An 18,871-nucleotide genomic window follows, 5' to 3' on the forward strand; every position below is an offset into this window, starting at 1 on the left:
AACCATGCTATGGATCCTCACACAAAACCAACAAACTCTGATTCATGTCCAAGAAGTCTCAGTAAGCGGCAAAAAAATTGAAGGGATGATCTTGGGAAGTACTTCTTGGGCAAAGATGCTCGGCAAGTATGACTCAAATGAGCGCGCAGCCGAGATTCTTCAAGACATGATGAAGACGATTGAAGAACATCCAAATGCCACGATTACATACCGAATGCCTCTTCAATAAAAAGAAACCACCTTTCCATCGCGAAAAGGTGGTTTTTGTTTAGGATGGTGTTTTTCCAAAGGCTAAGAATAAGGGGATGCCTGTGCCGACAAGGGTTGTGGCAAATAGGAACATACCGCAAATAAATAGAAAATGGCTGGCTGAAAAGACGAGTGCCAGAATGAGAAAAACGATGCTGAGTCCTATCATGCTATAGGATGGGACAAAGCGGCGTTTGTAGGTGGCTTTCTTTGTTAGGAATGAGAAGAAAATACCAAATACCAAAGGGACAATCCATAAGTAAAATAAAATAATAAGAGACATACATCATACCTCGATTTTTCCTTCTATTTTATCAGATGCCGATCACAACGGATACTACAAAGCTTCACTTTGTAAAATAATTCATGCAATCGACACAATTAAGTAGGTTGATTCATCGAATGCGTTTTTTGTTTCATATATTCAGGCTGTAAAAGGGCGTACACACAATGATCGGTAAAGCGATTGCCCAGCCATTCACATTGCCTTAATATTCCCTCAAGCGAAAAGGATAATCGCTCTGCAATGCGTCTGCTTTTCTGATTGTCGACAGCAGCCCTAATCTCAATACGGTGCAGTCCGCACTCTTCAAATAGATAGCGAATGACCGCTTGGCAGGCTTTTGTCATGATGCCTTTTCCTTGATAGCCTTCTCCGAGCCAATAGCCGATTGAAACGGTTCTATTGATCCAATGAATTTGATGGGTGCCAATGATGCCAACGAGCTCTCCATGTGACCAGATGCCAGCTTGAAAACCGTTGTTCTGCATCGCTTGCTGCATGGCGCCTTGGATAAACGCCATACTGTCTTCCTCTGTCTGCGTTGAATCCACCCAAAGCATCCATTCACGTAAATGCTCTCTAGACCGCTGGATGAGCAAATACAGACTTCTTGCGTCTCTTGGCTCAAGCAGCCGCATGGATATCTCTTGATCCTGATAAACAAACATGTACCCACATCCTCTCAGGGGAATTCTACCATAACCAAATGGAAAGAAAAAGACAGCTCAACACTGTCTTTTACATAAACGTATCTACAATTAAGAAGAGATTAAGTGCTACAACAAGAGCTGCTATCACCCAAGATATTCCTGTCACCCAGCGGGCATTCGTTAATTCGCCCATAATTCGTTTTTTACTTGTAAATAAAATGAGCGGAATTAAAGCAAAGGCAATACCAAAGGATAAGACGACCTGGCTCATCACAAGCGCGGAGGTCGGGTTCACTCCAGATGCAATAATCGCAATTGGGGGAATGATGGTAATCAGCCGGCGGACATACAGCGGGATCCGGTATTGAATAAAGCCCTGCATAATGATATCGCCTGACAATGTACCGACAGAAGAGCTGGATAGTCCGGCTACAAGCAGCCCTACACCAAATAAGATGGCTGATACAGGCCCTGCGAGTGTACCAAAATGCTGAAACGCAACATCCAAATCTTCAACAAAGAGACCATTTTTATAAAATAAAGCGGCTGCCACAATCAACATGCTGGCATTGATGGCCCCGGCGACGATCATTGCAATGAGGATATCTAAAAACTCAAAGCGGAAAATCTGCTTTTTCTCCTTTTCCGTTCTGCCGACGACTCTTCTTTGGGTTAAAGCTGAATGTAAGTAGATTGCGTGAGGCATCACAGTGGCACCTAGAATTCCAGCTGCAAGCAGCACGCTGTCTGCGCCATCAAACTTTGGAATGAAAAGTCCGCCAGCGACACTTGCGATATCTGGCTTAGCGACAAAGGTTTGCACAGCGAAAGCGATCACGACAACGAACAGCATGCCTGTAATACCTGCTTCTAATGCTCGATATCCTCGTCTTTGCAGCTCTAATATCGCAAATGAACCGATAGCGGCGATAATAGATGCTTCAAGCAGCGGAATTCGAAAGAGCAAGTATAAACCAAGTGCCGCCCCGATAAACTCGGCTAAATCCGTGGCAATAATGACGAGCTCTCCCTGAATCCATAAACCGATCGAAACGGGCTTTGGAAACTCTTCACGTGCGACTTCAGGTAAGTTTTTACCTGTCGCAATTCCAAGCTTTGCGGATAAGGACTGGATGAGCAAAGCCATGAGATTTGATATGAGAATGACCCATAAAAGGAGATATCCATATTTGGAGCCAGCCGCAATGTTGGTGGCGAAATTTCCTGGATCAATATATGCAATGGCTGCGATAAAAGCAGGGCCGAGAAAAGGAAGGAGCCTTCTAAATCCTTTGACCTTTCCTTCAAGTGCACGCTCAGCTGCCGCTGACATGTGTGCCTGTGCCTCGATGTATTTGTTTGTCATATGTCATCACCTAGATTCTACAAAGTTTTGCTTGGGCACAAAAAGTTTCCTTGACGCAATTTTTAATCATCATATGCCCATCTTCATGAAAAGTCAACTACCTGAACTAATAGGTTTGTTTATCATATGTAAGTGAAAAAAATAGATACCTTGTCAATCCAACACATAAAAAACACCGCCTTTTAGACGGTGCCCTACTGCTTCCTCTGTATTTGTTTTTTTAAGATACCCTTGATCCCACACTACGGAAGATCAGGCTTAAGATAATGACAAAGATCGCTGCTCCTAGGATTGCTGGAATGATCGCAAAGCCTGCCAGACTAGGACCCCACGTTCCAAGTAATCCATGGCCAATCCAAGCACCTGCAAGTCCGGCAATCATTGAACCGATCCATCCTCCTGGTACACTACCTCCAGCGAGTGCACTGCCAATAAGGCCGATGACAATCGCCACCACTAATGAAATCAGAAATCCTAACATGTTGATCACTCCTCTTTTTGTTTGTGTATTAAGCAATAACCGTTTTGAAAAAGTTTCAAACCTTTCGAAACCGCTTCAATGTTCTATACGTATGATGGACAAGGATTGTGTATAATAACAAACAAATACTTGAGCGGCATCTAAGGAGGCAAACGGCATGGAGGAAAGAGAGTGGCTAAAAACACAATTAGAGCAGATTGAACAGTGGGAGAAAGATCAGCAAAAGGTATGGTTTTGGGAAAAACTCAGCCGCCTGCCATTTCAAATGCTGGACAAGCTGACGCCTGCCTTTATCCAGAAAAAAATCGGTGTGCTGCTAGATGAAATGGGACATTATATTCAATCAGGCGGTGCCTATTTGACATCAGAAAAAGGCATCATCCATCAATTTCAAAAGAAATGTGCCGATGATTCCATTCAGCGTATAGAAGATATAGAAAAAGCTCCTATTGAAATCATGGATGCCATTAGTGAACATATGGGGAAAAATAGGACGAATCTTGCCACGGTACAAGGGGCGACAACGGGTGTCGGCGGTATGTTTACACTGGCTGCAGATATTCCTGCGGTACTGGGTCTCTCCCTTAAAACATTACAGGATATTGCCGTCACCTATGGCTATGATCCTAAAAACAGGGAAGAGCGAGTCTTCATCATAAAATGCTTACAGCTGACCTCTGCTGATGTGGTTGGAAAGAAATCGATATTAAAAGAACTCAGGAGCTATCATGCTTCCGAAGGGAAACACGAAAACATGTTCTCGCAAATCCAAGGATGGCGTGAGGTAGTATATAATTACCGAGATTCATTTGGCTGGAAGAAACTGTTTCAGCTTGTTCCCGTAGCAGGGATTTTATTTGGAGCAGTTTCCAACCGCTCACAACTAAAAGGTATTGCCGAAACAGGCATGATGCAATACCGAAAGCGAAGAATTGTCACAAGATTAGAAGAGCTCACGCAGCAAGAACAGAGTGAATCTGGTGCATAAAAAAATCCCTTTCTCAGGGATTTTTTTATTTGGTCTTATCCTCTTCTTGTAAAGCATGGATCGGAGATTGTTCATAACGCGCACGCAGCTCACGAATCTGTTTGATTAGGGTGGAACCAATGGTTTTTTCGGCTTCCTCATACAAAGGATCGAGGGCTTTCACCCATTTTTGTCTTTCTGCTGGCGTCAATTCGTGAATGGCAATCGGCGATTCCCGTTTAATGTCCTCCAGCTGATCTTTGTTCATCTGTTCTGCATGTTTTTCATTCCAAGCTGTTGTTTCTTCCATGGCTTCAAGTAAAATTCGTTTCGTTTCAGGTGTCTGGCGATCAAAGAAGGATTGATCTGTTAAGACCACATAGCCCAAATACCCGTGATTACTGATCGTCATATAGTCTTGTATATGATAGAATTTTTTTGAATAAATATTTGAAATGGTATTTTCTTCACCATCTACTTTTTTTGTTTCTAATAGCTGGAATGTCGAATTAAACGATTCCTGATAGGGCTTTGCGCCAAGAAGTTTGAATTGTTTTTCAATCATGTCGCTTTGCATAATGCGGAGAGATTGGTTTTTTAAATCACCAGGCTGTTTGATTGGACCTTTATTAGAGGTGATTTGCTTAAATCCATTTGTCCAATAGGCCATTCCCTTTAGCCCGTCTTTTTGCAGGGTGCCAAACAATCTTTGTCCAATTGCACCGTGCAAGCCTTCTTGAACCGCATCATAATTAGAAAAAGCGAAGGGAAGGTCAAGCGCCAGCCATTCAGGGGACAGCATGCCAAGCTTCGAGGTAGACGGGGCGATAAATTGAACTTGATTCTCTTTGAGTGCATTAATTTCTTCTATATCAGAATAAAGACTTCCGTTGGAGAAAATTTGAATGCTGATCTTCCCATCGGATTTTTCGTGCACGAGTTCAGCAAATTTCTTTGCGGCAAGTCCTTTTGGTGTATTATCTGCCACGACATGGCTAAATTTGAACACAAGCTGATCCTTCAGCCCTGTCTGTTCATCATCAAAGGTCGTCGCTGATTTTGGCATCATATGATAAAAACCAAAGTATAAAGCGGTTACAAAACCGATCAAGAGCAATAGTGTATAGGCGAGTAAATTCTTCATGCGTCCGATCCCCCTTATGTCAAGCATACTTGACCGAGGAAGAATTCGTAAAGATACAGGTGAAAAAAATGATGAGAAATCGATTGAAATTACAACAATTATCTATTAGATGGAAGCTCACCATCCTTACATATTTCGTTGTCATTTTCGCCCTTTTAATCGGAGGAATTGTCCTTGTTGGGGGAATCCAGCAAACAGAGGAACGAGAGCTTCGAAAAAGGCTCATGAACACGGCGAGAACAGTGGCTGAAATGAATGAGGTGAAGCAGGCGTTAGCTGATCAAACAAAGGAACGTGACCGATTACAGCATGCCATCGAAGAGATTCGGATTATTCAAGACGCCGACTACATTGTCGTCATGGATATGGATCATGTGAGAATAACGCATCCAGTAAAAACAAGGATTGGCCAGCGCTCGGAGGGGACAGATGAAGAACCTGCTTTTGCAGAGCATATTTATTTCTCAGAAGCAGAGGGAGAGCTTGGGACAGCCATCAGAGCCTTTTATCCAGTGAAGGATGATCAATTTCATCAAACAGGGGTTGTCCTTGTAGGGAGAACGTTGCCAAGTATGATCGATATATTAGGAGAAATGAAGCGAGATATCCTCATGATCCTTCTGCTGACGCTCAGCTTTGGGCTTGTAGGCTCATTTTTGCTCGCCCGTCATATTAAACAGCAAATGTTTAAGCTGGAACCGCATGAGATTGTCAGAATGCTAGAGGAGCGTACCGCAACCTTTCACTCTATTAATGAAGGGGTCATCGCCATTGATAATCAGCACATGATCACCATTTTTAATGAAAAGGCGAAGCAAATTTTTGGTGTGACAGGGGATGTCGTAGGCAGGAATATTTGGGATGTGCTGTCTGACACAAGACTCCCTGAGATCATTGATCGCGCAGAACCCGTCTACAATGAAGAAATTCATATGAGCGGAAAGCGAATTATGAGCAGCCGGATTCCGATTGTCATGAAAAAGAAAATTATCGGAGCGGTCGCCATTTTTCAGGACCGGACAGAAGCGGCAAAATTGGCGGAGGAGCTAACCGGAGTCAAGAACTTTGTTGACGGTCTGCGGGTGCAAAATCATGAACATATGAACAAACTTCATACGATTGCCGGGCTGATTCAGCTTGGTAAACCCGATCAGGCGCTCGATCTAGCCTTTCAAACGACGGAAGAGCAGGAACATGTGATGGACTTTCTTCACCGCGTCATTCAGCATGATGCCGTTGCGGGATTATTGATGAGCAAAATCAGAAGGGGCAAGGAGCTAGGCATAAAGGTCGAAGTAGACGAACATAGCTGTCTGCGTGATTTCCCTGAGCATCTAGATCAGCATGATATGACGAAGCTGCTTGGCAATCTGATCGAAAACGCCTTTGCTTCGTATGATACTGTAGAAAGAGACACAAAACACATTTCTATCAGTATTGATCAAACCGAGGATGTCCTCGCGATGTTAATTGAAGACAATGGCTCCGGGATTGAAGAGGAAATGATTCCTTATATTTTCGATAAAGGCTTCACACACGGCAAAGAAGGCGGAACAGGCTATGGTCTGTATATTGTAAAAACGATTATCGACAAAGGGATGGGAAATGTAGAAGTCACATCAAGCATCGGCATTGGTACCACCTTCTCAATCGAATTCCCAATGACAATAGAGGAGAGAGACAGATGACTCAGATTAAGGTGCTATTAATTGAAGATGACCCGATGGTGCAAGAAGTGAATAAAGAGTTCATTAAGAGTGTTCCTGGCTTTCAAGTTGCAGCAGTCGCAGGTAATGGGGAGCAGGGCATCCAGCTCATTAAAGAAATTCGTCCAGACCTTGTTGTCCTCGATGTATATATGCCAAAAAAAGATGGCGTGAAGACGCTTCAAGACATTAGGAAGCAAAAGATACAGGTGGATGTGATCGTTATTTCTGCGGCAAAGGACAAAGAGACCATTGGCATCATGCTTCAAAATGGCGCACGAGATTATATCATCAAGCCGTTTAAGTTCGAACGTATGAAAGAATCACTTGAAAGCTATAAAGCGTTTAAATCTAAAATTCGTACAGCAGCAGAATTTTCTCAGGAGATGCTAGATGATATCATACGAAAGCCTGCTGTTAAGCAGGAGGATACTTGGCTCCCTAAGGGACTGAATGTGCATACGATGAATGAAATTAAAGCCTATATGGGCTTGCAGGAAGGTTCGCAGTCTGCAGAGGAAGTTGCCAATGCACTGGGCATTGCCCGTGTCACGGCCCGCCGGTATTTAGACTTCTTAGTGAAAGAAGGCGAGCTGAAATTAGATATGCAATATGGAGGGGTTGGCCGGCCTGTCAATAAATATATCGTACATTCTGACTAAGAGACCAAAAAGACCAAAATGTACGATATGTTCATAAGCTTCACAGCCTTTGATGAAATCGCTATCATTTAGCTACAGATAAAAGTTAAGCGTTTACATCAAAGGGTGAGGGAGTTGATTTTTTATGAAGAGGCTTTTGAAGAACCTGACATTTCAGGTGATTGCAGCTGTCATTATCGGGATCATTGTTGGGATGGTTTGGCCAAACGTCGGAAAAGAAATGAAGCCGCTTGGTGACACCTTTATCAATGCCGTTAAAATGGTCATCGCACCAATCATTTTCTTAACCATTGTTCTTGGTATTGCCAAGATGGGGGATATGAAAAAGGTTGGAAAAGTTGGGGGAAAAGCATTTATTTATTTTGAAGTCGTCACGACGCTTGCTTTGGTCATCGGTCTTTTTGTGGTAAATATTATGAAGCCAGGTGCAGGTCTGGACTATAGCAAGCTTGAAAAAGGGGATGTTTCACAGTATACCCAAAATGGGGGACAGGGTATCGACTGGATGGAATTTGTCACACACATCGTACCATCTAATATGGTAGATGCTTTTGCAAAGGGTGATATTTTACAGGTCTTATTCTTCTCTATTTTATTCGGTGTTGCGCTTGCTGCACTTGGCGAGAAGGGGAAAGGAATCATTGAGTGGCTTGATAAGCTGTCACTTGTTTTCTTTAAAATCATTGGGTATATTATGCGTGCTGCGCCGCTCGGTGCATTTGGGGCAATGGCCTATACAATTGGACACTTTGGTTTGGCATCGATTAAACCGCTCGCAAGTCTGATGCTCTCCGTTTATATGACCATGTTCCTGTTCATCTTCGTTGTGCTGAACATCATTTGTAAAATGTATGGCTTCAGCCTGTTCGGTTACCTGCGATTTATCAAGGATGAAATTTTAATTGTTCTTGGCACAAGCTCATCAGAATCCGTGCTGCCAAGAATGATGGATAAAATGGAACGCTACGGGTGCTCTAAGTCTGTTGTTGGTCTTGTCATCCCAACAGGGTATTCCTTCAACTTAGATGGAACCTCGATCTATTTATCGATGGCCGTGGTCTTCTTGGCGCAAGTGTTTGGTGTAGACCTGTCCATCGGTCAGCAGATCACCATCATCCTTGTCCTGATGCTCACATCAAAGGGAGCGGCAGGGGTGACAGGAAGCGGATTTATCGTACTGGCTTCTACACTTGCTGCACTACAGGTCATTCCGCTAGAGGGGCTTGCACTGCTGCTTGGGGTAGATCGATTCATGAGTGAAGGAAGAGCCATCACAAATCTCATTGGAAATGGAATCGCCACAATTGTTGTCGCGAAAAGTGAAGGTGAATTTGACGAAGCGAAGAGCAAAACAGCGCTTCAGGAAATGCGGAATATGAAGCAAGCTGTATAGTATAAAAACAACCAAAAACCGAAACCTTATGTTCTACATAGGGTTCGGTTTTTTCTTGTGTGAAAAAGAAAAAACATTAAAGCTTGATAAAATTAAACCGAATCGTAAGACCTCATTGACCTTTTATTATATAATTTACAGAAAGATCCGATATAATGTATATCAGATCCGATAAAAATAGACTTTAGTCCTGGCAGGTGTGTAACGTAATGGCGGCATTTTTAAAATTGTTCGAAAAACCCGGTGTTAAGCGGTTTTCTGTATTTGTAGTATTAGCGACAGCCTTATATCTATTAAGAGGAATGATGAATTTAATTCTCTTAACCTTCATATTCACCTTTTTGATGAATCGGTTAGAAGAGGTCATTAGAGGCTTTTTAAGTCACTTCCTGAAAATAGGACAGAAATCGGTTATTACCATTTTGTATATTCTTTTGGCTGGTGGATTGACGTTTGGCGGATTCGTTTTTGTACCAATCATCGCCAAACAGGTGGAGCAGCTATTTCTTTTAGGAAAGAAAATTGCAGATCATCCACAAAATTTACCCTTCTTTGATGTCATCACCAACGTATTCGGAGATTTTAAAATATCAGCTTACTTTGAGAAAGGGTTTAATTTCCTCTATACATACTTAACAGATTTCAGCACGTTCAGTATCCAGGTCATTATGTCCTTAATATTAAGCATGTTCTTCCTGTTCGAAAAGGAACGCCTCATTCAATTCATGAACAAGTTCAAAACGAGTAAAATCTCTGTGTTCTATCATGAAATAGCCTTCTTTGGACGTAAATTTTCCAGAACGTTTGGAAAGGTACTCGAAGCCCAGTTTATTATTGCAACCGTTAACTGTGTCTTAACAACAATTGCGCTAGGCATTATGGGATTCCCGCAATTATTTGGATTAGCGGTGATGGTCTTTTTGCTAGGTTTAATCCCAGTAGCGGGTGTGGTCATCTCACTTATTCCACTCAGCATCATTGCGTATACGCTTGGAGGCGGCATGTATGTCCTTTATATCGTGCTTGTGATCGTCATCATCCATGCCATTGAAGCCTACTTCTTAAATCCGAAGCTCATGTCAGCAAAAACAGAACTCCCTATTTTCTTCACATTTATTGTGCTGATCTTCTCTGAACACTACATCGGGATTTGGGGGCTCATTATTGGTATACCAATCTTTGTGTTTATCCTAGATATTTTGGAGGTCACCAACAAGGAGGAAAGTAGTTAAAAAGTTCATTTGAACCTGTTTACAATTTTCTAAAAATAAGGTATAAATAGTATGAAAATATCATAATAACCACACGCTTAATCCTTCTAAAGGAATGGGGGACCCACTATTTTGGGGTGAATTTTTCTCTGTTGAGAAAAAAGGACATCTCTTCGTCCTAACCCGTCAGCTAACCTCATCGGCGTGAAGAGAGTAAACGGTGGTATATGTAAGGACACGCAGACCCACGAGAAAACTCTCTCGTGGGTCTTTTTGACGAGGAAGGGGAGATTTTATTGAAGCTGGCTACAAAAATTATTATTGCCCTTATTGTAGGTGCAATCACGGGACTTTTGCTTAACATTTTCGCTCCAAATGTATTCAAAGTGTTAGATCCTTATCTATTCACACCTCTAGGTCAAATCTTCTTAAATCTAATCAAAATGCTGGTTGTGCCAATCGTCTTCTTTTCTATTACACTTGGTGTGGCAGGCCTCGGAGATCCAAAAAAACTAGGCCGTATTGGAGCAAAAAGCATCTTGTATTTTCTACTGACCACAACATTCGCTATTATCATTGCGATGTCTTTAGCATTATTAATTAAACCGGGTTCCTTTGGTTCATTCGATACAAAAGGGGCAGAATACGAACCTCAAGAAGCACCATCTACGACAGACACTTTATTAAACATCATTCCATCAAATCCAGTTCAATCTTTAGTTGAAGGAAATATGCTGCAAATCATTGTTTTCTGTGTATTCTTAGGACTAGGAATTGCAGTGCTAGGCAAAAAAACAGAAGGATTACTCAAAATATTAGAACAAGGCAATGAACTCATGATGTACCTTGTAGGAGTGGTCATGAAATTTGCTCCTTACGGGACATTTGGCTTAATTGTGACGGCTATTGGGAGTCAAGGTCTTGATGCTATTAAAGCCATGGGACTTTATTTTACAGTGGTATTAGTAGCACTATTGGTGCATTTCTTTCTCACATATGGCTCAACTTTGGCTTTATTTGCAAAACGAAATCCATTTACATTCTTTAAAGACTTTTCGCCTGCGATGGTCGTAGCCTTTAGTACGTCTAGCAGTAGTGCGGTTCTCCCTGTATCAATGGAAACCGCTCAAAAGAAACTGAAAGTACCTGAGCCGATTTCTAGTTTCGTGCAGCCGTTAGGCGCTACGATCAATATGGATGGGACAGCAATTATGCAAGGGGTTGCAACCATTTTTATTGCACAGGTGTTTGGTGTGGAGTTAACGCTGATGCAAATGATCACAGTTATATTAACCGCCGTATTAGCCAGTATCGGGACAGCCGGCGTACCGGGAGTAGGATTGATCATGCTCGCAATGGTCTTGAATTCGGTTGGGCTTCCAGTTGAAGGCATTGCGCTCATCCTTGGCATAGACCGCTTATTAGATATGGCAAGAACCGTTGTCAATATTACAGGTGACGCAGCATGTGCGGTGATTGTGACAGAAACTGAGAAAAAACACGAGAAAGACGCAGCATCACCGAACCTATCCATGTAATGTAAAAGAAGGGCTGACTCGATCAGTCCTTTTTTTCATGGGCCCCTTGTCTTGCGTGATATACTTTTAACAGAATGAGCGGTCTTATTTGCCGCCATAGGCTTTACATCAGAAGGAGGAACCACGTTGGAGTCTGCTGTTCTAAAAGTAGAGAAAGTCGATAAACGAATGGGCCGGAAAATGATCTTACAAGATATATCTATAGAAATAGGGAAGGGAGAAATCGTCGGCTTACTAGGGCCAAATGGGTCTGGAAAAACAACCTTGATTCGTTTGATCGTTGGCTTGATGAAAAAAAACAATGGCCGAATCATAATCAATGGATATTCACAAGATGAGGATTTTCTACACGCGATGGCATCTGTTGGTGCAATTATAGAAAATCCCGAATTTTATTCTTATTTAACAGGCTTTGAAAACCTTGAACTGTATGCGGCGATGCACGATGGAGTGACTGAGGAACGAATGCAGGAAGTGGTGAAAAGAGTTCGTCTGGAGCACGCCATTCATCAGAAGGTGAAGACGTATTCACTGGGGATGAAACAAAGGCTTGGGATTGCACAAGCCATATTACATCAGCCGAACCTGCTGATTTTAGACGAACCGACAAATGGACTTGATCCTGCAGGTATGAAGGAATTCAGGGAGCACTTGCAAACACTAGTACGAGAAGAAGGAACGTCCGTCTTATTTGCCACACATTTATTGCATGAGGTAGAAGAGCTATGTGACCGCATGATCATCATTCAAAAAGGACAGATCAAAGCCAGTGCCGCGCTCCGGGACATGGAGGGGAAAGAACAGATACTCATGAATATTCAGCCAGTGGAAAAGGCGGTTTCGTGGCTCGATACACATGCCTATACATATGAACGAAGCGGAGCGCATGTATTACTTCAATTGAACAAAGAACAAGTGCCTGAGCTGAACAAACAGCTTGTACTGGCTGGGTTTGATGTACTTGAAATGACGCCTCAAAAGCCATCAATTGAAGAGGCATTTATGAAATGGACGGAAGGAGGGACGGCAGATGCTTCAACTCATCAAGAATGAGCATAAGAAAATTATGAGGAAAAAGATCACATTCATTGCACTTGGATTGATCGTTGTTTTTCAATTGACGATGGCACTAGCGTTGAAACGAGTCATTTCCAGCTTTGGTGGACAAGACACTGTCGCCAACTATTTTGCTTATTCCACGAACGTCGTGTTTATTTTACAGGTGCTCGCTGTTGTCATTGGTGCAACCTTGATCTCAACAGAGTTTCAAAAAAGGACGATCAAGTTTTTATTGATCCGGCCCAAAACAAGGCTTCAAATTTTCCTGTCAAAATACATCACACTTGTGCTGACGGTCATATACTTGTTTATTTTTTATTATGTATTAGCTTTCCTATTTGGCCTTATTTTCTTTGGTACTGAATTTGATGAAAGTACGGGACGATTATTTCAGCATACGTATGCTGTTATCGGATCTCAGTGGGTGGAAGTAATCATGATGGCAAGCTTCGCTTTTATGTGTTCCAGCTTGTTTAGGAACAGCCTCGTTGCGCTTGTGACCTCGTTTTTTGTTTTATATGCAGCGAAATCACTTGTGCCTATTATGTCTCTTTTAGAAAATCAATGGGGGAAAATCCTGCTTTTTGCTAATACGGACTTTACTCAGTACAGCTTTCAAGGTCCGCCGCCCTTCCATGGCATGAGCCCTTTGTTTTCTCTATTTATGGTGGGGGCGCATTTTGTCTTCTTTGTTGGCACGGCTTGGATTCTTTTTTGGAAGCGTGATGTAAATGTGTAAAAATTGTGTCAAATAACAAGAAAAATTCGTGACATATTTGTGAAAACGAGTCTGTATTTCACGGTAACCGGCTGATTTTGTCTTATAATAAGAGGGAGTCTTGGAGGTGGCACTATCGTGAAAAATTTCATTACGGCTTTACCAATTTTGTTGCTGCTGTCGTTTTCGTTTGTGTCTTTTGCCTTCCAGTTTGATCATCTTGTTTATTTCAGACTAGCGCTGGGAATCTTTTCGTTAGCGGGTCTTTTCTTTCTGTATACACTTAAAAAAAACATGAAATGGTTCATGGTTTATTTATATGCGAGCTGGATCATTCTTGCTGCCGTCACAACATTTGAGGAGCCTGTCTTTTCTCAGTTCTTCTTCGGTGGTTTAACAATGACAATGGGTTATCTCACATATATGCTCATTTATTTAGGAATGAAGCAGGACCGTGTAGCGAAATCACATTAAAACAAAAGCCGATAAAATCACAGCATAGATTTTATCGGCTTTTTTATTTCTGTTCAAAAAAGAGCAGCCAGCTGTGACTGCTCTTCTTATGTTTATGATTCACGTCCAGCAGCTGCAAGCTGCTTCTGATGCTTTTTGTCGATGGTTTCGTATATACTTTCCATCATTTTAGGATCGCGCATGATGGCCTTCTTGTTTTCTTCAATCAATTGCTGATATGTTTTGATTTTCTTTTTAGACATGTGATTGATCGCTCCTTTATAAGAATAGACGTCTATAGGATTCCACACAGATGAAATTGATAATCATTATCAATTAGTAACTCTATTATACAAAGCGAAATGTCAGAAGTAAAGATTCAATTCAGAAAATTCACGTAACCGACATATTCCAAGCCGAATCGACGCTCATTCTTTCCCAGGAAATAATTCCTGTCATTACTTGTCGTAAGTGAAACATCTATATAAAACATTCTTTCGTTCATTGAAACGTTTTGGCTGCGCAACTCGTCTTAATGGAGAGATTTGATGTAAGAGATGTGAGAAGAAAAAAAAGACACCAGCAAGCGTTTGCTGATGTCCTTCGTTTCACTAATTAAGAAACATGCCCTTGAAGAAACTCTGTCACTTCTTCAGGTGATTTTGCGTTTGCGCTGTGTAAATGACCTGTTTTTTCGCCATTTTTGAAAATTAACAGGCTTGGAATTCCCATGACCTGATACGTTTCGGCTAATTCAGGGAAATCATCTTTGTTTATTTCAAACCATTCATGGTGAGCATACGCCTCTAAAATGTCAGGTATGAACATGTCCATTCTTGTACAGTCAGGACACCATGTTGCAAAGAATTTAACGATGACTTCTTTGTCAGATTGAATGATTTCATTGAATTGTTCAGTACTTGTGATTTTTTTCAATTTGTCACAACTCCTTTTCAATGTCATTTTAATATAAAATAAAGGCGAATGACATACAAATGCTCGGGAGGCGCTTACAACCTTTACAAATCATTTCAATTCCGTAACAACAAAAATTAATTAGAGCATTTTTGCTTGAAAGTGATAAGATAGTAAAGATGAATTTTAGTGGGGGGAGTATCCATTGAAAATAAGTTTAGGATTGATTTACGGCGGAAAGTCAGCCGAACATAATGTATCACTGCAAACAGCCCTTGCAGTTACAAAAGCACTTAACACTGAGAAGTTCGATATACATCCAATTTATATTACAGAAGAGGGCGAATGGCTAAGAGGAGAAAAACTCACTGAACCAGTATCAAACGTCAAAATGCTTCAATTTGAACAGAACACAAAGACGTTTTTACCAACTTCTTTAAACGAGAGCATGTTTCCACAGCCTTCATCTGCTGATGAGAAGATTGATGTTGTCTTCCCATTGCTGCACGGGCCAAATGGTGAAGATGGAACGATGCAAGGATTACTTGAACTGTTAAATATCCCGTATGTCGGCAACGGCGTTCTTGCTTCTGCCGCGGGTATGGATAAAGTCATGATGAAAGATGTTTTTGCTCAAGCAGGACTTGCACAAGCAAAGCACCTTTCCTTCAATAAAAAAGACTATGAAAAGGCCACACCGGACAGCTTAGAACAGGTGGAACAAGTACTTGGCTATCCATGCTTTGTAAAACCTGCCAACATGGGGTCAAGTGTTGGAATAAGCAAATGCCGCAGCAAAGAAGAGCTGCAAACCGCATTCGACTTGGCTTTCCAATATGATCGTCGTGTGGTTGTAGAAGAAGGCATCGTTGGAAGAGAAATCGAAATTGGTGTATTAGGAAATGACGAGCCGAAATGCTCTGTCGTTGGTGAAATTGCACCTAAAACAGATTTTTATGACTACAAAGCAAAATATGAAGATGGCGATACAGATTTGATCATTCCTGCGAATGTGTCAGAGGATGAATATAAGACGATTCACGATATGGCGATTATGGCATTTAAAGCCCTCGATGGATCTGGTCTTGCACGTGCAGACTTCTTCATCACAGAAAAAGGCGAAGTGTTGATCAATGAAGTGAATACAATGCCTGGATTCACACCATTCAGTATGTTCCCGCTGCTTTGGAAACATACTGGTGTAGAGTATCCAGAGCTGATTGAAAAGCTAGTGTCACTTGCAATTGAACGCCATCAAGAAAAACAAACCATTAAAACGACTTTTTAATGTGAGCAACAAGCAGACACTATCCTTAGGTAGTGTCTCTTTTCCTTCAAACGTGAAATGAGAAAGAGAGGCGAAAAAATCATGATCAAACGTACAGTGAAACAAATCGCCCAAATGGCTGGTGGGACTCTATCTAATCAAGCTTTTGGCGAAGAGCAAATTCACGGAGTGACAACAGATACACGAAAAGTATCAAAAGGTGCATTGTTTATCCCCCTAATTGGAGAACATTTTAATGGTCACACATTTGCTTCTAAAGCAGTGGAGCTTGGAGCGGCAGCTGTTCTTTGGAATCAAAAAGAAGCCAATCCACCGGAAGACGTACCAGTCATTCTTGTAGAGGATACACTGGCAGCACTTCAACAGCTGGCAAAATCATACTTGAAAGAAGAAAATCCTCGTGTTGTCGGTATTACAGGAAGTAATGGGAAAACCACAACGAAAGACATGATTCATTCCGTCTTACAAACGGCTTATCAAGTTCATAAAACAGACGGTAACTTTAATAATCATATCGGTCTACCACTTACCATTCTTGCGATGCCGGAAGGAACAGATGTTGCTGTCTTAGAGATGGGGATGAGTGCAAAAGGAGAGATCGAGTTTTTGTCAAAACTCGCTGAGCCTGATGTAGCAGTTATTACTAATATTGGAGAATCTCATATGCAAGATTTGGGATCAAGAGAAGCCATTGCTGATGCAAAATGTGAAATTACAAAAGGATTAAAAGAGGATGGAATCTTTTATTACTTAGGAGATGAGCCCTTGCTGCGAGAGAGAGCGACTGCACTTTCGCAGCGTGTGAAAACTTTTGGAGAAGCAGAGGACTGTGATATCAAGGTAACGCATATCAACCAGCTTGCAGAAGGAACTGAATTTCAAGTCGAAGGATATGCCCAGGGGTTTCTCATTCCTGTATTAGGGAAACATAATGTAAAAAATGCCCTTGTTGCAATTGCCATAGGCCAGCACTTTGGACTGAATGAAAGACAAATCGCCCAAGGACTCATGCAAACAAAGTTGACAGGGATGCGTCTTGAGCTGTTTAAAACAGAAAAAGGAATCACTGTTATCAATGATGCGTATAATGCAAGTCCTACTTCCATGAAAGCTGCAATTGACCTTGTCGGAGATATGGACGGCTTCGCAAATCGCATTCTTGTCCTTGGGGACATGCTCGAGATGGGCAGCGAAGAAGAAACGTATCATTATGAACTAGGCCGCTACATCAAGCCTGAATTTATTGATCATGTGATGACGTATGGCCGCCTAGGTGCATTCATCGCTGAAGGAGCAAAGAAATCATTCGGTGATGCGCGTGTGTCCTCATTTATGGACAAAGAGGAACTGAAGAAAAAACTTGCTGACGCAGCAGGCCCTGACGATGTTGTTCTAGTCAAAGCCTCACGCGGCATGAGATTAGAAGAAGTCATTACTGCACTATAAAGAGTGAGCGGCAAAGAAGGTGACAGAATGATTGGCTGTCTATGTATACATGGATTCACTGGCGCCCCCTATGAAGTGGAACCGCTGGCGCAATATTTAAAGCAGAAGACAGATTGGAACGTGCAGTCTGTCACGCTTCCGGGGCATGGAGATGAACTTCAGCTCAAAGGCATTTTCTATCAAGAATGGATTGCGACAGCTGAATTAGAACTTCTATCTCTTTACCGAACATGCGACACCATTTTTTTGATCGGCTTTTCCATGGGAGGAATGATTGCTTCTTATCTTGCAGCGAAGTATCCGGTTACTCGTCTTGTCCTTTTAAGTGCTGCGGCTAAATATGTGAATCCAAAACAAATGATTCAAGACACAAGGCAGATGGTGAAGGAATCATTGTCTGGGCTGATTGATACGAATCCTTTGTATGATAGATACCGTCATAAGCTAACGAGCACACCACTGTCAGCCGCTGTAGAATTTATGAAGCTGGTGAAGCAAACGAAGAGCTCCCTTGGGAAGCTTCACCTCCCTGTGTTAATTGTTCAAGGGGAAAGCGATGGGATTGTGCCCGCTTCAAGTGCAGAATTTATTGATCATAAAATCCCGTCTCGTCAGAAAGAAATGTTTTATTTACCTGATTGTAAACACCATGTTTGTCATGAACCATGTGCACAGCAATTGTTTGAAAAAGTAGAGCAATTTCTAAAAAAAACAATTTAATCTATAGAAAAGCGAAAATGTGGCTAAACTAATATAAATTGAATCCCACTTGTTAAAAATTGCATCATTTTTGTCGAATGAGTGACAAGCCTATGGTACAATAGGAAAGAAAAGGTGGTTGATTCGGTTGTTTCAATATGACGGAAAAACCTTTATCCCGCAGTCTAATTCGAGTAACGGAGAAGTATCGGCAGGAACCATATTTCAATATCGTCAGGACGGGAATATATTAACGGGCACATATCAAGGCGGCAGTATTGTATCTGGTGTACTTGTAGGAACTGTGAATGAGGATGGAACACTTCGTTTTAGATACCACCATGTCAGCAAAGACGGCAGCATGAGAAGCGGGTCTTGCAATTCTACACCTAAGCAGTTGGATAACGGAAAAATTCAACTGTTCGAAAAGTGGAAATGGATGGATGGAGATCAAAGTGATGGTGAATCTGTCATTGTGGAACAGTAGATATATCCATTTCTGTCTTGTTGAAAAACAAATAGTGTAATGGTAAGATATAAGGTAGGGTAATTCGGGCTTTGTATATAGACCTGTCCTTTCAGAAAAGGGCAGTTTTTAATGATCATTCACGAGATTACTGAAACAGCAATTAGAAGGAGTTTG

At 41.7% G+C, this 18,871-nt stretch carries 21 protein-coding genes and 1 riboswitch; of the genes, 14 read left to right on the forward strand and 7 right to left on the reverse strand.

From position 1 onward, the window contains the following. The first annotated feature begins 4 nt into the window (after positions 1 to 4). The gene (locus C6W21_RS16065) at positions 5 to 229 is read left to right on the forward strand and encodes a hypothetical protein (protein ID WP_106051309.1); all 225 of its coding nucleotides are present in this window, start codon (positions 5 to 7) and stop codon (positions 227 to 229) included. Positions 230 to 268: 39 nt separating this feature from the next. On the opposite strand, the gene C6W21_RS16070 is transcribed toward C6W21_RS16065, so the two are convergent. The 4 genes from C6W21_RS16070 to C6W21_RS16085 form a co-directional block, all read right to left on the reverse strand. Beyond that, positions 269 to 532, reverse strand: a complete 264-nt coding sequence (locus C6W21_RS16070; RefSeq protein WP_012008971.1) for a hypothetical protein — start codon at positions 530 to 532, stop codon at positions 269 to 271. Positions 533 to 630: 98 nt separating this feature from the next. Further along, complete coding sequence (locus C6W21_RS16075) at positions 631 to 1,200, reverse strand: GNAT family N-acetyltransferase (protein ID WP_106043486.1); 570 nt, start codon at positions 1,198 to 1,200, stop codon at positions 631 to 633. A gap of 70 nt (positions 1,201 to 1,270) precedes the next feature. Then, on the reverse strand, positions 1,271 to 2,548 hold the full coding sequence (locus tag C6W21_RS16080) for an Nramp family divalent metal transporter (protein WP_106051311.1): 1,278 nt from the start codon (positions 2,546 to 2,548) through the stop codon (positions 1,271 to 1,273). A 220-nt stretch (positions 2,549 to 2,768) separates the two neighbouring features. Next, positions 2,769 to 3,029 carry a GlsB/YeaQ/YmgE family stress response membrane protein gene (locus C6W21_RS16085; RefSeq protein WP_003214275.1) on the reverse strand — a complete coding sequence of 87 codons (261 nt, stop codon included), beginning with the start codon at positions 3,027 to 3,029 and terminating at the stop codon, positions 2,769 to 2,771. 157 nt (positions 3,030 to 3,186) lie between these two features. Here C6W21_RS16085 and C6W21_RS16090 point away from each other — a divergent pair, with 157 nt between their 5' ends. Further along, a complete protein-coding gene (locus C6W21_RS16090; protein WP_106056729.1) occupies positions 3,187 to 4,017 on the forward strand; it encodes an EcsC family protein in 831 nt (276 codons plus the stop codon). Between the two features lie 25 nt (positions 4,018 to 4,042). Here C6W21_RS16090 and C6W21_RS16095 read toward each other — a convergent pair whose 3' ends face one another. Then, positions 4,043 to 5,140 (reverse strand): TRAP transporter substrate-binding protein, encoded by a 1,098-nt coding sequence (locus tag C6W21_RS16095; RefSeq protein WP_106051315.1) that lies wholly within the window; start codon positions 5,138 to 5,140, stop codon positions 4,043 to 4,045. A 68-nt stretch (positions 5,141 to 5,208) separates the two neighbouring features. On the opposite strand from C6W21_RS16095, the gene C6W21_RS16100 reads away from it, so the two are divergent. The 8 genes from C6W21_RS16100 to C6W21_RS16135 all read left to right on the forward strand — a co-directional run bounded on the left by C6W21_RS16100 (position 5,209) and on the right by C6W21_RS16135 (position 13,901). Then, entirely contained in the window at positions 5,209 to 6,828 is a 1,620-nt protein-coding gene (locus tag C6W21_RS16100; protein ID WP_106051317.1) for an ATP-binding protein, read from the forward strand. Then, positions 6,825 to 7,508, forward strand: a complete 684-nt coding sequence (locus tag C6W21_RS16105) for a response regulator (RefSeq protein ID WP_106051319.1) — start codon at positions 6,825 to 6,827, stop codon at positions 7,506 to 7,508. The genes C6W21_RS16100 and C6W21_RS16105 overlap by 4 nt, the downstream gene beginning before the upstream one ends. A gap of 124 nt (positions 7,509 to 7,632) precedes the next feature. Then, the gene (gene dctP, locus C6W21_RS16110) at positions 7,633 to 8,901 is read left to right on the forward strand and encodes a C4-dicarboxylate transporter DctP (protein ID WP_034666695.1); all 1,269 of its coding nucleotides are present in this window, start codon (positions 7,633 to 7,635) and stop codon (positions 8,899 to 8,901) included. 209 nt (positions 8,902 to 9,110) lie between these two features. Further along, the gene (locus C6W21_RS16115; protein WP_106051321.1) at positions 9,111 to 10,133 is read left to right on the forward strand and encodes an AI-2E family transporter; all 1,023 of its coding nucleotides are present in this window, start codon (positions 9,111 to 9,113) and stop codon (positions 10,131 to 10,133) included. 64 nt (positions 10,134 to 10,197) lie between these two features. Further along, positions 10,198 to 10,331, forward strand: a riboswitch (cyclic di-AMP (ydaO/yuaA leader). 77 nt (positions 10,332 to 10,408) lie between these two features. Then, positions 10,409 to 11,650: a dicarboxylate/amino acid:cation symporter gene (locus C6W21_RS16120; RefSeq protein ID WP_189318213.1), complete on the forward strand. Its 1,242-nt coding sequence runs from the start codon at positions 10,409 to 10,411 to the stop codon at positions 11,648 to 11,650. Between the two features lie 126 nt (positions 11,651 to 11,776). Then, positions 11,777 to 12,703 (forward strand): ABC transporter ATP-binding protein, encoded by a 927-nt coding sequence (locus C6W21_RS16125; protein WP_106051325.1) that lies wholly within the window; start codon positions 11,777 to 11,779, stop codon positions 12,701 to 12,703. Further along, a complete protein-coding gene (locus C6W21_RS16130; RefSeq protein WP_106051327.1) occupies positions 12,681 to 13,448 on the forward strand; it encodes an ABC transporter permease in 768 nt (255 codons plus the stop codon). Before C6W21_RS16125 ends, C6W21_RS16130 begins: the two co-directional genes overlap by 23 nt. Before the next feature lie 117 nt (positions 13,449 to 13,565). Next, positions 13,566 to 13,901: a hypothetical protein gene (locus C6W21_RS16135; RefSeq protein WP_106051329.1), complete on the forward strand. Its 336-nt coding sequence runs from the start codon at positions 13,566 to 13,568 to the stop codon at positions 13,899 to 13,901. 92 nt (positions 13,902 to 13,993) lie between these two features. Here the strand turns inward: C6W21_RS16135 and fbpB are convergent, their stop codons facing one another. After that, positions 13,994 to 14,143: a Fur-regulated basic protein FbpB gene (gene fbpB / locus C6W21_RS16140; RefSeq protein ID WP_003214266.1), complete on the reverse strand. Its 150-nt coding sequence runs from the start codon at positions 14,141 to 14,143 to the stop codon at positions 13,994 to 13,996. A gap of 352 nt (positions 14,144 to 14,495) precedes the next feature. Then, positions 14,496 to 14,816 (reverse strand): thioredoxin family protein, encoded by a 321-nt coding sequence (locus tag C6W21_RS16145; RefSeq protein ID WP_034663973.1) that lies wholly within the window; start codon positions 14,814 to 14,816, stop codon positions 14,496 to 14,498. A gap of 184 nt (positions 14,817 to 15,000) precedes the next feature. On the opposite strand from C6W21_RS16145, the gene C6W21_RS16150 reads away from it, so the two are divergent. The 4 genes from C6W21_RS16150 to C6W21_RS16165 all read left to right on the forward strand — a co-directional run bounded on the left by C6W21_RS16150 (position 15,001) and on the right by C6W21_RS16165 (position 18,715). Beyond that, positions 15,001 to 16,083: a D-alanine--D-alanine ligase gene (locus C6W21_RS16150; RefSeq protein ID WP_106056731.1), complete on the forward strand. Its 1,083-nt coding sequence runs from the start codon at positions 15,001 to 15,003 to the stop codon at positions 16,081 to 16,083. A gap of 81 nt (positions 16,084 to 16,164) precedes the next feature. Beyond that, positions 16,165 to 17,529 carry a UDP-N-acetylmuramoyl-tripeptide--D-alanyl-D-alanine ligase gene (locus tag C6W21_RS16155; RefSeq protein WP_106056733.1) on the forward strand — a complete coding sequence of 455 codons (1,365 nt, stop codon included), beginning with the start codon at positions 16,165 to 16,167 and terminating at the stop codon, positions 17,527 to 17,529. A 27-nt stretch (positions 17,530 to 17,556) separates the two neighbouring features. Beyond that, positions 17,557 to 18,249, forward strand: a complete 693-nt coding sequence (locus C6W21_RS16160; protein WP_106056735.1) for an alpha/beta hydrolase — start codon at positions 17,557 to 17,559, stop codon at positions 18,247 to 18,249. Between the two features lie 127 nt (positions 18,250 to 18,376). Further along, on the forward strand, positions 18,377 to 18,715 hold the full coding sequence (locus tag C6W21_RS16165; RefSeq protein WP_106051336.1) for an avidin-fold protein: 339 nt from the start codon (positions 18,377 to 18,379) through the stop codon (positions 18,713 to 18,715). The last annotated feature ends 156 nt before the right edge of the window (positions 18,716 to 18,871 follow it).

Source organism: Bacillus sp. NMCN1, assembly GCF_002998085.1.
In the GTDB taxonomy this organism is placed as follows: Bacteria; Bacillota; Bacilli; order Bacillales; family Bacillaceae; genus Bacillus.